The sequence below is a fragment of the Enterobacter sp. BIDMC92 genome, assembly GCF_001030225.1.
Taxonomy (GTDB): Bacteria; Pseudomonadota; Gammaproteobacteria; order Enterobacterales; family Enterobacteriaceae; genus Enterobacter; species Enterobacter sichuanensis.
Genome location: NZ_KQ087598.1, coordinates 3,148,746 through 3,162,892 on the forward strand (window position 1 = coordinate 3,148,746; position 14,147 = coordinate 3,162,892).

A 14,147-nucleotide genomic window follows, 5' to 3' on the forward strand; every position below is an offset into this window, starting at 1 on the left:
GGGAGAGGGTGAAAGGCAGCCAGTGGTTATCATTACATTCGTCCCCCAAACCCAGCACCGAACAGTCCCCTCTCCCCTTTGGGGAGAGGGTTAGGGTGAGGGGTGTGGGGTGTGTTTTATTATTTACTGTCAGACTTATATTCGTACTCGTAATACCCGTAATCCTGATACCCGCTCGCGCGGCGGAAGATGGAGTTCAGGATCACCCCTTTCACCTCAATACCGTTTTGCTCGAAGCGGCTCAGGCTGGTTTCCACCTCTTTCAGGGTGTTCACCGCATAGCGCGCTACCATCAGGGTGGTCCCCGCCAGGCGCCCTACCACGGCGGCATCGGTTACGGCCAGAATTGGCGGCGTATCGATCAGCACCAGGTCATAGTTTTTGCTCGCCCACTCCACCAGCTCGGTGAACCGTTCGCTCATCAGCAGTTCAGAGGGGTTTGGCGGCACCTGACCACGCGGGATGAGATCGAATTTCGGGATGCTGGTCGGTTTCGCGCTCTGGCTAATGTCACCTTTGCCGAGCAGGATCTCCGACAGACCGTTGACGTTATTGGTACCCAGCAGTTCGTGGGTATAGCCCTTACGCATATCGCAGTCGATCAGCAGCACACGCTTGTTGGTCTGGCTGACCACCGCCGCCAGGTTGGCGCAGACAAAGGTTTTGCCGATTGACGGGCTGACGCCGGTCAGCATCAGAACGTTGTTTTTGGCCTGCATCATGGCGAAGTGCAGGCTGGTACGCAGGCTACGTATCGCTTCGATGGCGAGGTCGGTTGGGTTACCCACCGCCAGCAGCTGGCTCTGTTTGTAACGCTTGACGCCTTTGATGGTTTTGACGCTGTCGCGGGATTTTTGCCACTCCGACAGCGGAATGCTGGCATAGACGTTGATACCGCTCTCTTCCAGCACCTGCGTGCTTTCGATACCGCGGTTGAACAGCGAACGCAGCAGCACGCCCACGATGGAGAGCATCAGGCCGAGAATAATGCTGCCGAGAATGATCAGCGCTTTCTTCGGTTTCAGCACGCCAGGCTGGGTGATCGCCGGGTCGACGATGCGCACGTCACCGACGGTACTGGCTTCGGTGATTTTCAGCTCCTGCTGTTTATTCAGCAGCTGCATGTAAACCTGCTGTCCAGACTCCACGTCACGGGTCAGACGCACAATTTCCTGCTGGGTTTTCGGCATCGCGGTGACGCGGTCATTGAGCTTCGCCTTCTCCTCTTCCAGGGTGCGGCGTTTCTCCAGCAGCGTGCGGTAGGCCGGGTGGCGTTTGGTATACAGCTTGGAAATCTCTGCCTCTTTGAAGGTCAGCTCGTTGAGCTGGGCATCGATGTTGACCATCGAATCGAGGACCGATTTCGCTTCCAGCGGCAGGTCGACAGAGTCTTTATCCTGACGATAGGCATTCAGCTTGTTCTCGGCTTCATCCAGGCGGGCGCGCACTTCCGGCAGCTGTTTTGACAGGAACGCGAGGCTTTTCGCCGCTTCAGCCGACTTACGCTCAACGTTTTGCTCAAGATAGTTGCGGGTAATGCTGTTCAGGATGTCGCGGATTTGATCCTTATCTTCACCGGTAAAGGTCATGCTCAGCACGCCGGTGTCCTTACCGTTTTCGGTCACAGTAAGGTTGTTTTGCAGGTTGTTGATCATCCCCAGCGTGGAGAATTTGGTGACGGTAAACTCCCCGCCTTCCTGGGCGTTGATCGCGCTGACCATCATGCTGACGCCGTCTTTGGTCAGCATCTGCCCCACTTCTCCGCGTGCGCTAAAGCCCGCATCGCTGGTTAACTGGTACTGTTTCGGACCGAGCACCGTCAGGGTAAAGGTCTGATCGGCGGCCCCTTTCGGCAGCACGAAGTCCGTCACTTTCACCGTGTCGTTGTTTCTGCCCATCAGCCGATCCCAGCCGGCCCCAAAGATCGGGAAGGTGTTTTTGGTGACGGAGATATCGAGCCCGAGGTCGTGAACCGTTTTGCCCAGCACCAGGCGTGACTGGATAAGCTGAATTTCAGCCTCGGACGCCGGTGGCTTATTCGCCAGCGCAGAGCCAATGTCCTGCACCAGCGAGTTACCGGTGTTCTGCTCGATCTGCACCAGCGCGTCGGCGCTGTAGATAGGGGTGGCGAACAGCGTGTAGACAACGGCCGCAGCGGCAAACACGGCGGTAATGCCCAGCACCCACCACTTTGCCTCGACAACCGTGCCGACCAGGCGCCCAATATCAATTTCATCACTGCCCGAAGTCGGGGCGGCAGAAGGTCTTGTTTTTTCTGTCATTGTTATCCCTGCTGAGCTTTCAGTGCCTGCGCCCACTGCTGGGCAGACTGATCAAGTAAGGTGTAAACCGCCTCGAAGGCCTCAAGGCTTTTGCGATACGGATCGGGGATTTCGCGTTCATTGTCCCAGTGACCAAACAGCATCACTTTGCCGCGCATCTCCGGCGCGATATCGCACAGCGCATGGATATGGCGTTTCTCCATCGCCAGGATCAGGTCGTACTCCCGGCACATGCGGCTGGTGACCTGGCGGGCAACGTGACCGTCAAGGGAAAGGTTATGATCCCGTGCGACGCTCGTTGCCCGCTCATCGGCACCTTTACCGACCAGCGCGCCCAGCCCTGCTGAATCAACGGTCAGTTCGGGCTGGTAGTGTTTCAACAACCGTTCAGCCGTGGGGGAACGGCAGATGTTCCCCACGCATACCACCAGAATTTTGTTAAACATCGCGAATTACCAGGTATGAATGTCGCGCGCCGTATCCGTCATGTAGCGAACGCCACTGATGGTTGGCAGCAACTGGTTGATCAGACGGTTCCAGCGGGCAACCGGCGCGGTGGTGACATACACCACATCGTATGGCTGGAGACGGAACTCCGTCGCCATCACCAGAGAGGTCGCATCGGACATATCCAGCTGGTAGATGTTGGCAATCTTGCCTTTCGCACTGCCTTCACCCTTCAGCGGACGGATGACGAAGATACCGGTCGCGTTAGAGGTCGTCAGATCGATACCTTCAGCATTGCCCAGCGCTTCGGTCAGGGTCATACCGCTGAAGTCCATTTTGAGGGTGCTCTGTTTCTTCACTTCACCCATCACGAAGACTTTCAGATCGTCGTTGCGTGGTACGTAGAGAATGTCGCCCGGATAGAGCAGGCGGTTCTGGGTCAGATCGCCGTTTTGCATCAGCGCCTGCAGCGAAATGCGCTGCTCTTTCCCGTTATGGGTCAGCACCACGTTGCGCCAGTCGGCACCGTCGGTTAAGCCGCCCGCGGCGTTAATGGCATCCAGCACGGTCAGCGGCACGTTGGTAATAGCCTGCTGGCCCGATTTATTCACCTGGCCGGAGATATAGGCTTTTTGCGAGCGGAATGCGGCGATATTAACGTCCACCTGCGGATCGGCGATGTACTGCGCTAAGCGGCCGGTAATATCACTACGGATCTCGGCAAGCGTTTTGCCGGCAACATGGACCTTACCAATATAGGGATAGAACATGGTGCCATCTGACTGCACCCAGTTACCGGTGTCGCTTGAGCTGCGGTACTGGCCCGCGGGTGTGGTCAGTTCAGGGTGGTCCCAGACGGTCACGTTAATCACGTCACCTGGCCCCACGCGGTACTGATAAGAGGCAATTTCCTGGTCCAGCGACATATTCGGCTGGGCAACATTCGGACGTGGACGTAATTGTTCGACCAGTCGAGGCGTAAGTGGATAAACATTCACCATTTTGTCGAGATCAAAATCGGCATCCTGTTGCTTGATCACATCCTTACCCATTGTTGACATATTGCTGCCGGGAAAGACCGTGCAACCACTCATCAAGGTCACAGACACCAATAATGGCATCAATTTCATTTTGGATTTCATCATTGATTATTTATCACTTTGGCAGAGTAATTATCCTGTGCAATTTAAATAAGCTCGGGTCGTATTGGGTTTCAGCATGCAGTTAATCAAATAGAAATATAACTGGCATCAGTCCTAAAAAAAGCTTATTCATCCATTGGCTATTGACAGAATAATCGAGGCTGATTCACACGCTTTCAGGCACGCTACCGCCCTTGGCTTTCAGTTACCAATCCACTGACTAAACAATGTGTTATGGATAGACACCCTCTTGAGCAAGGTCTTCTGGAAATATATCAGCCGCTGGCGATGCCCGACGGATAATGAATAACCATCCCTGAAGACCGAACAATAATAGCAACACTGAGATTTAACATTTGATGCTGGGAGAATTGTTGCAGCTAACCTAATAGCAGGCAAGGAGACAACTGTCCTAATATCGGTTTTTAAGATTAATATTAAGAGCAAAGTTTTGGCCTTTTAGGATTTTCTTTATATTGACAAAAAGAGAGCAAAAACCATTACCTGCGATATATCCTAAAATGATATTCCGGTAATAAAAGAGACGTATTTTCCTTATTTACAGGGTCAGCAGAACAGGCTCTTTTTAGCGAGACGTATTAAGAGAAATCTCAGCCCGGCATTGCAATTTCCCCCGGCTTTATCCATGATCGAAGTGTGACATTCGTCATATAACAGAAGGTATTGCTATTACTATGGAATGGATTGCCGATCCCTCAATCTGGGCCGGGCTGGTTACGCTGGTCGTCATCGAGCTTGTGCTCGGGATTGATAATCTGGTCTTTATTGCCATCCTCGCTGAAAAACTGCCCCCTTCCCAGCGCGACCGCGCGCGCGTGACGGGTCTGCTGCTGGCAATGGTGATGCGCTTACTGCTGCTGGCCTCTATCTCCTGGCTGGTGACCCTGACTCAGCCGCTGTTCTCCATCCACGGCCTGAGCTTTAGCGCCCGCGATTTGATCATGCTCTTCGGCGGGTTGTTCCTGTTGTTTAAAGCCACCGTAGAACTCAACGAGCGGCTCGAAGGCAAAGACAGTGAGAACCCGACCCAGCGACGCGGGGCGAAATTCTGGCCGGTGGTGGCACAAATTGTGGTGCTGGATGCGGTCTTCTCCCTCGACTCGGTGATCACCGCCGTCGGGATGGTGGACCATCTTGCGGTGATGATGGCGGCGGTGATTATCGCCATTACGCTGATGGTGATGGCCAGCAAGGCGCTGACCCGGTTTGTGAACAGTCACCCGACCATCGTTATCCTCTGTCTGAGCTTCCTGCTGATGATTGGCTTTAGCCTGGTGGCCGACGGTTTTGGATTCCATATCCCGAAAGGCTATCTCTACGCCGCCATTGGCTTCTCCGTGATGATTGAGGCGCTTAACCAGCTGGCGATATTTAACCGCCGCCGCTTCCTTTCCGCCAATCAGACCCTGCGCCAGCGCACGGCCGACACGGTTATGCGCCTGCTGAGCGGTAAGAAAGAGGATGCGGAGCTGGACGCCGAATCCTCCGCCATGCTGGCCGATCACAGCGAAGGGCAAATCTTTAACCCGCAGGAGCGGCTGATGATTGAGCGGGTGCTCAATCTCAACCAGCGCACGGTCAGCAGCATCATGACCTCACGCCATGACATTGAGCATATCGACCTGACGGCCCCGGAAGCGCAAATCCGCGCCCTGCTGGATAAAAACCAGCACACCCGGGTGGTAGTGACCGGCGGTGAAGAGGAAGAGGAGCTGCTGGGGGTGGTGCACGTCATCGACCTGCTGCAACAGCAGCTGCACGGCGAGGCGCTTAATCTCCGCGCTCTGGTACGCCAGCCGCTGGTGTTCCCGGAGGGGCTACCGCTGCTCTCCGCCCTGGAGCAGTTCCGCAACGCGCGCACGCATTTTGCCTTTGTGGTGGATGAGTTTGGATCGGTTGAAGGGCTGGTCACGCTCAGCGACGTGATGGAAACCATCGCCGGTAATTTGCCTAACGAGGTGGATGAGATTGATGCCCGCCATGACATCCAGAAAAACGCCGACGGCTCCTGGACGGCCAACGGCCATATGCCCCTTGAAGACCTGGTGCAATATGTGCCCTTGCCGCTGGATGAAAAACGGGAATATCACACCATTGCCGGCCTGCTGATGGAGTATTTGCAGCGTATCCCGCAGCCGGGGGAAGAGGTTCAGGTAGGGGACTATCTGCTGAAAACGCTGCAGATTGAAAACCATCGCGTACAGAAGGTTCAGCTCATCCCGTTGCGGGACGAGGAAGAACTCGATTTTGAGGTGTAAAAAAGCCGGGTGGCTCTTCGCTTACCCGGCCTACGGTGTCCAGTTTTCGTAGGCCGGGTAAGCGAAGCGCCACCCGGCACAACGGCATCACAGCTTATCGAGCAGCTTTTTCACATCCTTCCCGGTCTGCGAATCTTTATTCCGATCCGCCCAGCTGTTCAGCCGACGTTTGGCTTCATCCTGCAGATGCTTACGCAGGATCTGATCCACCTGCAGGCTGTAATTCAGCGCCTGCCATTTGCCATAAACGTTCAGCGGGATCGGCGTCTCTTTCAGGAAGTCGATGAGCTTACCCTGGCCCTGCCAGCCGGAGAGCACCCGGACGTTAAAGTGCGTATCCGCCGTCTCTTTTACCAGATCCAGCGAGCCCTCTCCCGTCAGCGACAGCATGGAAGAGGTTCCCTGCATGTCGGCCAGCGTCAGCTGTCCGTTATCCAGCGTCAGGTCCGTGGAGAAGCTGTCGAGGCGCGTGGCGCTGTCGTAGTTCTCCTGCGCTTTCACATCGCTGCTGCGCTCCACTGCCTGCTGGACCAACTGTTGGAAGTTAAGCCCTTCCATACGGGAGTCTTTTAAATCAATGTGCGCTTGTCCCTGCCAGTCGCGGCGGAAAGCATCGGCATCAATTTTAGTGCCCGAGAAGTCACCGGCCAGCGTCAACTGCCCTGTCAGGGCTATCGGATAGTTAAACGCTTTCAGGATGGTGCCGATCTCAACGTTGTCGAGACGCGGCTGGAACTCGGCGCTGCCGACGTCTTTGCGGACATCCAGCGTACCGGGCAGTGAGAGATGCCCAGCGCCCAACTTGCCGCTCAGTTCCGAGATCACCAGCAAGCCATTATGGTTGAACATCTGGCTGCTCACGTCGGTAAAATCCATGCCACGCCAGCGCAGGCTATTGGCTTTCAGCAGAATATCCGCCGTGAATCCGCGCAGGGCGTTGTAGTCAGGTTGATCAAGATTCGACGAAATAACCGGACGAGAGACCGGCATCTGGCTTTGCCCCGTTTGCGCGGCATCGCTGTCCGTTGCGCTTGCGGGCGGCGGTGGCAGTAAGTTTTCCAGATTGAGCTTGTCGAACTGCAGATTGAGCACCCACTTCGGTTTCTCTTCGAGCGTGACGCTCGCCTGCCCTTTCAGGCTACTGTCATTCGCCTGCAGGCTGAGATTATCCAGCTCAATCTGCTTTTGTTCTTCGCGCCACACGGCCTGCAACGTCCCCTGCCCGGTAATTCCCTGAGCAGGAAGATCGGCCCCCGTGAGCTGCCAGTTCAACTGCTGGATGTCGGCCGTGAGCTGATGCGGATAGTCAGACGCATTGACGCTGGCATTCAGCGACAGGGTGAGATCGCGCTGATCGCGGTTCACGCGCCCGCTAAATTCCACGGCGGCAAGATGATTAGCATCCTGTTCCATCTGCAGATTAATGTTGCGAACGGTAACCTGCTCTTCGTCCTCATGCTGGAAAACCAGCACGCTGTCGGCCACTTTCAGTTTGCCAATATCAAAAGACCAGCCGGTATCAGACGGCTCATCAGGCAGGGTATTTTCATGCGGCGCCACCGGCGCATTCGCATCACGCACGGCTTCGGTTTGCGGGGTGAGCTGAATCACCGCGCCTTTCAGCATCACCTGTTTAACCTGCAGCTGATGGGAAATAAGCGGGATCAGCGACACATCAAGGCGCATGTTGTCTGCGGAAACCAGCGGCTGTGAGGCCCCCGGCGCCGTGAGCGACATGCGGCCAGAGAGAATGCTGAGCTGCGGCCAGACGTGCCAGCGCAGCGGTCCATCAAGTTTCAGTTGATAACCACTGCGTGCCTCGACCTGCCGCACCATGTATGCGCGGAAATCATTAGGGTTAACCAGCAGAACCAACGCCGAAAGGCCAGCAACCAGCACCACCAGCAAAATCATCAGCGTTGTCAGAACTCTTCTCATGGCATCCTCAATGGACTCGCGTTCAGTCTTTATCAATACGGCTGGCGACCGCGCCCTGCTGGTCGCGGTACTTTGCGTCCTGACGACGGTTATAAGGACGATCGGCCGGGCCCGTCAGCGGTTCAAAGCTTAACGCACCGATCATCATGCCGGGACGCAGCGCCAGAGGTAGTTTACCGGCATTGAAGAACTCCAGCACGATACGCCCTGACCAGCCGGGATCGATACGGTGCGCGGTCACGTGTACCATTAGCCCCAGTCGCGCCAGGGAAGAACGGCCATCAAGCCAGCCGACGAGGTCCGCAGGCAGGGTGACGGATTCATACGTCACCGCCAGCGCCAGTTCACCCGGATGCAGATAAAAGGCCTCACCTTCGTCAATAACGATTTCGTCACTCATCACGCGATCGAGCGCGGCGCTCACTTCGTCCTTCGGCCCGCTAAGGTCAATGAACGGCGCGGTATGGCCGCTAAAGGTGCGGAATTTATTCCCCAACCGTACATCAACGGTCACCCCATTGATACGCTCCACGGGTGGACGTGGGGTAATAGACAAACGGCCTTCATCCAGCCAGGCTTCAATATCGCGATCACAAAGACGCATGGCACTCTCTCCTTTCATGCATCGTACCCTGAGGCAATAAGCACTCAGGGTAAAACCAGGTTATCTCTGAACGGTACACAATTCGCGCGGCTTATTCAAAAAACTGGCTGATTTTCGCTTTTAAGATATCAATCGCAATGCGGTTTTTGCCCCCGCGCGGCACGATGATATCGGCGTATTGTTTGGAGGGTTCAATAAATTGCAGGAACATCGGGCGGACCGTTTTCTGGTATTGCGCCATCACGGAATCCATCGAACGGCCACGTTCATTGACGTCACGCTTGATGCGGCGCATCAGGCAGATATCCAGGGGGGTATCAACGAAAATGGAGAAGTTCATGGATTCCCGCAGGCGGGCGTCGGTCAGCAGCAGGATGCCTTCCAGGATAATGACCTTTTTCGGTTCAATGCGGATCGTTTCCTGAGTGCGGGTGTGTTCGACATAACTGTAAACGGGCAGCTCGATCGCCTGGCCGCTCTTAAGCGCTTCTAAATGCTGGAACAGCAAGCTGTGGTCCATGGCATTGGGGTGGTCATAGTTGGTTTTGACGCGCTCTTCCATCGACAGATGGGATTGATCTTTGTAATAGCTGTCTTCGGGAATGACGCCGATATGCTCATCACCTACTTGTTCACGCAGTTCGCGGTAAAGCGTACTGGCAATAAGACTTTTACCTGAAGCCGATGCGCCGGCGATACCTATAATGACGCACTGATGAGACTTATCAGTCATAAATTTAGCGACCTGATTAACCTGGATGTTAAGGAAGGACGACGCCGGAGCGTCAAACGCGGCAATTATAGGGATTTCGCCGGCGTGATACCAGTCGAATGCACAGGTTCTGCGAGACTGCCCGAAAAGTGATGCATTACGCCCTGAGTGAAATTTAAATGAACGTTTTTTCAGCGTTTAACCGTTTTTTTTCACAGAGCTTCTATTTAATAAGTCTGTGGTGTCAAATTCTGAACAGTCACCATATGAATTGTAAATTGTTTGTACTAGCATAAACCAAATTATCAAATTCACGCATTCGGACATCTTCCCTGACGGCATGGCGTCTCTGGATAAAGCGGTAATGAATAAACAATACCAGCGGGTTTTGGTTACCACCCCACATCCTTTATTACGACTTGTCTGTCTGGGCCTGGTCACCTTTATCTTTACCTTGTTTTCGCTGGAGCTCACCCGCTTCGGTACCCTGCTGGCCCCGCTCTGGTTTCCCACTGCCATCATGATGGTAGCGTTTTACCGTCATGCCGGAAAAATGTGGCCGGGAATTGCGCTGGCCTGTTCGTTTGGCAATATTCTGGCCTCATGGATGCTGTTTTCCTGGGGATCGGTAAGCCTGATCTACCCCACCGTCAACGTGATTGAGGCCGTTATCGGGGCGTTGTTCCTGCGAAAATGGCTCCCATGGTACAACCCGCTGCAGAATCTGAATGACTGGATCCGCGTAGCCATTGGCAGCGCGCTGGTGCCGCCGCTGGTGGGCGGCGTTCTGGTGACTCTGCTGGCACCCGGCACTGAGCCCGTGCGCAATTTCTTCGTGTGGGTGTTGTCCGAAGCCATCGGCGCGCTGGCGCTGGTGCCGCTGGGCCTGTTATTTAAACCCCATTATCTGCTGCGCCACCGTGACCCGCGACTGCTGCTGGAGACGCTGACCACGCTGGCCATAACATTAGCCCTCAGTTGGGCGGCCATCACCTGGCTTCCGTGGCCCTTTACCTGTGTGATCGTTCTGCTGATGTGGAGCGCCGTGCGCCTGCCGCGGATGGAGGCGTTCATGGTGTTTCTGGTCACCGTGATGGTCGTGTCGCTGATGATTGCCCGTAACCCTCTGGCGCTCACCACCCAGCATGCCGGGCCGATGCTGAACGCGCCGTGGCTGCCGTTCCTGATGCTTCTCCTGCCTGCCAACGTGATGACCATGGTGATGTATGCCTTCCGCGCCGAACGCAAGCACATCACCGAAAGCGAAGCGCGTTTTCGTAATGCGATGGAGTATTCCGCCATCGGTATGGCGCTGGTCAGCATTGAGGGCAAATGGCTGCAGGCCAACAAGGCGCTGTGCAACTTCCTCGGTTACAGCCAGACGGAGCTGCAGTCGCTGACCTTTCAGCAGCTGACCTGGCCGGAAGATCTCGATACCGACCTGGAGCAGCTGGAACAGCTGGTCAACGGCGAGATCAATACCTACACCCTTGAGAAGCGTTACTACACCCGTAACGGAGAGGTGGTCTGGGCGCTCCTTGCCGTCTCCGTCGTGCGTCATACCGACGGTTCACCGCTCTATTTTATCGCTCAGATTGAAGATATTAACGACCTGAAGCAGACCGAGTGGGTCAATAAACGTCTGATGGAGCGCATTACGCTGGCTAACGAAGCGGGCGGAATTGGCATCTGGGAGTGGGATCTGGAGCCAGATATTATTAGCTGGGATAAGCGGATGTTTGAGCTGTATGAAATTCCGCCGCACATCAAACCCACCTGGCAGCTCTGGCACGACACGATGCTGCCGGAAGATCGCGCCCATGCAGAGCAGGTCCTGCGAGACTCCCTTATCTCCCGTCTGCCGTTTAAGCTGGAATTTCGCATTCGCGTGAAGGAAGGCGTGCGCCATATTCGCTCTCTGGCGAACCGGGTGCTGAATAAACAGGGTGAAGTCGAACGGCTGCTCGGCATCAACATGGACATGACCGAGGTGAAGCAGCTTAACGAGGCCCTCTTCCAGGAAAAAGAGCGGCTGCATATTACCCTCGACTCCATCGGTGAAGCGGTGCTGTGTACCGATATCAACATGAACGTCACCTTTATGAACCCAGTCGCCGAGAAAATGAGCGGCTGGCTGCAAACCGAGGCGATAGGCCAGCCGATCCTGAAGGTGTTGCACATCACCTTTGGGGAACAAGGGCCGCCGATGGAGAATATTCACAGCGGCGATATGTCCCGTTCCGATATCGATCAGGATGTGGTGCTGAACTGCCGTACCGGCGGAAGCTTCGATATTCATTACAGTATTACGCCGCTCAGCACGCTGGACGGACAGAGTATTGGCTCCGTGATCGTCATTCAGGACGTGACCGAGTCGCGCAAAATGCTGCGTCAGCTGAGCTACAGCGCTTCCCACGATGCCCTGACCCACCTGGCAAACCGGGTCAGCTTCGAAAACCATCTCAAACGCCTCCTGCAGACCGTGCGCGAGACGCGCCAGCGGCATGCGCTGGTGTTTATCGATCTCGATCGCTTTAAAGCGGTCAACGATACGGCTGGCCATGCCGCTGGCGATGCCCTGCTGCGGGAACTCTCTTCCTTAATGCTGACCATGCTCCGCTCCAGTGACGTACTGGCCCGTCTGGGCGGGGATGAGTTCGGGTTACTGTTACCCGACTGCAACATTGAAAGCGCACGCTATATTGCCGCTCGCCTGATTCAGACGATCAATGACTATCACTTTATGTGGGAAGGACGCCTGCACCGGATCGGCGCCAGCGCGGGTATCACGCTGATTGATGAAAATAACCATCAGGCGTCGGAGGTCATGTCGCAGGCGGATATTGCCTGCTATGCCTCGAAAAACGGCGGGCGTGGCAGGGTGACGGTTTACGAACCCCAGCAGGAGCGGGACCACAGCACGCGCAGCATGATGTCGCTTGATGAGCAGTGGCACATGATTAAAGACAACCATCTGATGATGATTGCCCGCAGCGTCGCCTCCCCGCGCATCCCGGAAAGCAGCAACTTCTGGCTGATTTCGTTACGCCTGTGGACCAGCCAGGGTGAAGTCCAGGAAGAGCACGCCTTCCGATCGGGCCTGGCAGAGCCAGAGCTGTTGCACGCCCTCGACAGACGGATTTTTAGCGAGTTCTTCCGCACCTCCGCCGCTCAGATCGCCAGTAAAGGGATGGGTGTCGCACTGCCGCTGTCTGAGGCCGGTTTAGCCAGCGTGACGCTGGTTGATGAACTGCTCGACCTGCTGGATAAAAGCCCTATGCCGGGTCGCCTGCTGCATCTGGTCATCTCTGCCGATGTGGTCTGTAACCCGAATAAAAATCTGGAGCAGGGTCTGCAGAAGCTTCGCGAGGCAGGCTGTCGCGTGATCTTCAGCCAGGTGGGACGCGACATGAACGTCTTCACGCACCTGAGCGCAAATATGGCCGACTATCTGCTGCTGGACGCTGAAGTGGTGAGCAACGTATATGGCAATCTGATGGATGAAATGATGGTCACCATCATCCAGGGTCATGCCCAGCGCCTGGGCATGAAGACCATCGCGGGTCCCTGCAATCAGCCCATTATGATGGATACGCTCTCCGGCATCGGCATTGATTTTATCTATGGTGACACCATCGCCGAGCCGCAGCCGCTGGATCTACTTCTCAATACCAGCTACTTCGCCATCAACTGACGGTGCCCAGCCGTCGGTATACCAGATGTGCAGTAGCGCGTACGAGCGCCACGGCTGCCAGCGTTCGGCATAACGCCGAATTTGCGCGGGCGTCATCCCGGCAAAGCGTTGCTTAATCAAATAATCATCCGGCAGAAACACATCTTTTGCCTGCCAGCCGCGCAGGGCCAGATAGTTTGCCGTCCAGCGGCCAATTCCCGGCCGCTGCTGTAACGCTTTCATCCCTGCCTCAATGTTCGCGGGCGGGAAAAGCGGAAACGTCCCGTCAATGACCGACTGCGCCAGATGAATCAGCGACTCCGCGCGCTTTACCGGCATGCCCAGCGCTTTCAGTGCCAGCGGGTCCGTGGACACCAGCGCCTGCGGCGTGGGGAAGCTGAGATAGCCGGGGCAATCCGCCACGGGTTCCCCACACAGCGCCACCACGCGTGATGCCAGCTTCGCCGCCATCGCCACACTCACCAGCTGCCCGAGGATAGCCCGGACACCCTGCTCGTACGCATCCATCGCCCCCGGCAAACGCAGGCCTGGCCGCGCGGCGCCGAGATCGCCCAGCGTGTCTGCAATTTGCTGCGGGTTACAACTGAGATCGAACAAGCGTGCGATACGTTCAAGACAGGTCTGCGCCACCGGAATAAGACCCGGACTCAACGTCACGGTCAGCGTAGAGGTGGCGAGGTCCGGCGTAACGCGAAAGACTCCCTGATGTCCTTCGCAGGCAAAACTGCGTTCATAGTAGTCGCAGGTGACGGTTTCAATGCCCGTCACCGCACGGGCGCCAAGAAAGCCAAACATCCATTGCCAGTCGTAAGGGGGAAGCCAGGTCAGGGTATACATCGTTGCTCCTTTTTTTATCTTATACCCTAAATAATTCAAGCTGCATGAAGGCGGCAAGAGAGTGAATCCCCAAGAGCATAGATAACTATGTGATTGGGGTGAACGAGCGCAGCCAACGCGCATGCAGCTTGAAGTATGACGGGTATATCAGCATAAACGGAAAGACCCTGTTTTGCCTTGCTTTCATATTCCTGTTGTCGCCGGACGGGCAT

At 55.7% G+C, this 14,147-nt stretch carries 9 protein-coding genes; 2 read left to right on the forward strand and 7 right to left on the reverse strand.

All coding sequences use genetic code 11. The annotated features are described in order from the left end of the window. Positions 1-119: 119 nt before the first annotated feature. Genes wzc through SP99_RS14840 form a run of 3 tightly spaced genes read right to left on the reverse strand, consistent with a single transcriptional unit; the run spans position 120 to position 3,874 of the window. Entirely contained in the window at positions 120-2,282 is a 2,163-nt protein-coding gene (gene wzc, locus SP99_RS14830) for a tyrosine-protein kinase Wzc (protein ID WP_047959057.1), read from the reverse strand. Between the two features lie 2 nt (positions 2,283-2,284). Next, a complete protein-coding gene (wzb, locus tag SP99_RS14835; RefSeq protein ID WP_025758721.1) occupies positions 2,285-2,728 on the reverse strand; it encodes a low molecular weight protein-tyrosine-phosphatase Wzb in 444 nt (147 codons plus the stop codon). 6 nt (positions 2,729-2,734) lie between these two features. Then, positions 2,735-3,874: a polysaccharide export protein gene (locus tag SP99_RS14840; RefSeq protein ID WP_014170829.1), complete on the reverse strand. Its 1,140-nt coding sequence runs from the start codon at positions 3,872-3,874 to the stop codon at positions 2,735-2,737. A 692-nt stretch (positions 3,875-4,566) separates the two neighbouring features. On the opposite strand from SP99_RS14840, the gene SP99_RS14845 reads away from it, so the two are divergent. Then, positions 4,567-6,150, forward strand: a complete 1,584-nt coding sequence (locus SP99_RS14845; protein WP_047959058.1) for a TerC family protein — start codon at positions 4,567-4,569, stop codon at positions 6,148-6,150. A gap of 87 nt (positions 6,151-6,237) precedes the next feature. Here SP99_RS14845 and asmA read toward each other — a convergent pair whose 3' ends face one another. From asmA to udk, 3 genes are all read right to left on the reverse strand, one after another. Next, entirely contained in the window at positions 6,238-8,088 is a 1,851-nt protein-coding gene (gene asmA / locus SP99_RS14850; protein ID WP_047959059.1) for an outer membrane assembly protein AsmA, read from the reverse strand. 22 nt (positions 8,089-8,110) lie between these two features. Continuing rightward, on the reverse strand, positions 8,111-8,692 hold the full coding sequence (dcd, locus tag SP99_RS14855; RefSeq protein ID WP_020883257.1) for a dCTP deaminase: 582 nt from the start codon (positions 8,690-8,692) through the stop codon (positions 8,111-8,113). A 91-nt stretch (positions 8,693-8,783) separates the two neighbouring features. Continuing rightward, positions 8,784-9,425 (reverse strand): uridine kinase, encoded by a 642-nt coding sequence (gene udk / locus SP99_RS14860; protein WP_008500855.1) that lies wholly within the window; start codon positions 9,423-9,425, stop codon positions 8,784-8,786. A gap of 343 nt (positions 9,426-9,768) precedes the next feature. Between udk and SP99_RS14865 the strand changes: the two genes are divergently transcribed. Beyond that, a complete protein-coding gene (locus SP99_RS14865; protein WP_047959060.1) occupies positions 9,769-13,098 on the forward strand; it encodes a diguanylate cyclase in 3,330 nt (1,109 codons plus the stop codon). Here the strand turns inward: SP99_RS14865 and alkA are convergent. Continuing rightward, positions 13,063-13,935, reverse strand: coding sequence for a DNA-3-methyladenine glycosylase 2 (gene alkA, locus SP99_RS14870; protein WP_047959061.1), 873 nt, complete (start codon positions 13,933-13,935; stop codon positions 13,063-13,065). The two genes, SP99_RS14865 and alkA, sit on opposite strands and share 36 nt — an antisense overlap. Positions 13,936-14,147: the final 212 nt, after the last annotated feature.

Coding starts and splice junctions, on each gene's coding strand:
- wzc (WP_047959057.1), bottom strand. CDS start 2,282: ATGACAGAAAAAACAAGACCTTCTGCCGCCCCGACTTCGGGCAGTGAT.
- wzb (WP_025758721.1), bottom strand. CDS start 2,728: ATGTTTAACAAAATTCTGGTGGTATGCGTGGGGAACATCTGCCGTTCC.
- SP99_RS14840 (WP_014170829.1), bottom strand. CDS start 3,874: ATGATGAAATCCAAAATGAAATTGATGCCATTATTGGTGTCTGTGACC.
- SP99_RS14845 (WP_047959058.1), top strand. CDS start 4,567: ATGGAATGGATTGCCGATCCCTCAATCTGGGCCGGGCTGGTTACGCTG.
- asmA (WP_047959059.1), bottom strand. CDS start 8,088: ATGAGAAGAGTTCTGACAACGCTGATGATTTTGCTGGTGGTGCTGGTT.
- dcd (WP_020883257.1), bottom strand. CDS start 8,692: ATGCGTCTTTGTGATCGCGATATTGAAGCCTGGCTGGATGAAGGCCGT.
- udk (WP_008500855.1), bottom strand. CDS start 9,425: ATGACTGATAAGTCTCATCAGTGCGTCATTATAGGTATCGCCGGCGCA.
- SP99_RS14865 (WP_047959060.1), top strand. CDS start 9,769: ATGAATAAACAATACCAGCGGGTTTTGGTTACCACCCCACATCCTTTA.
- alkA (WP_047959061.1), bottom strand. CDS start 13,935: ATGTATACCCTGACCTGGCTTCCCCCTTACGACTGGCAATGGATGTTT.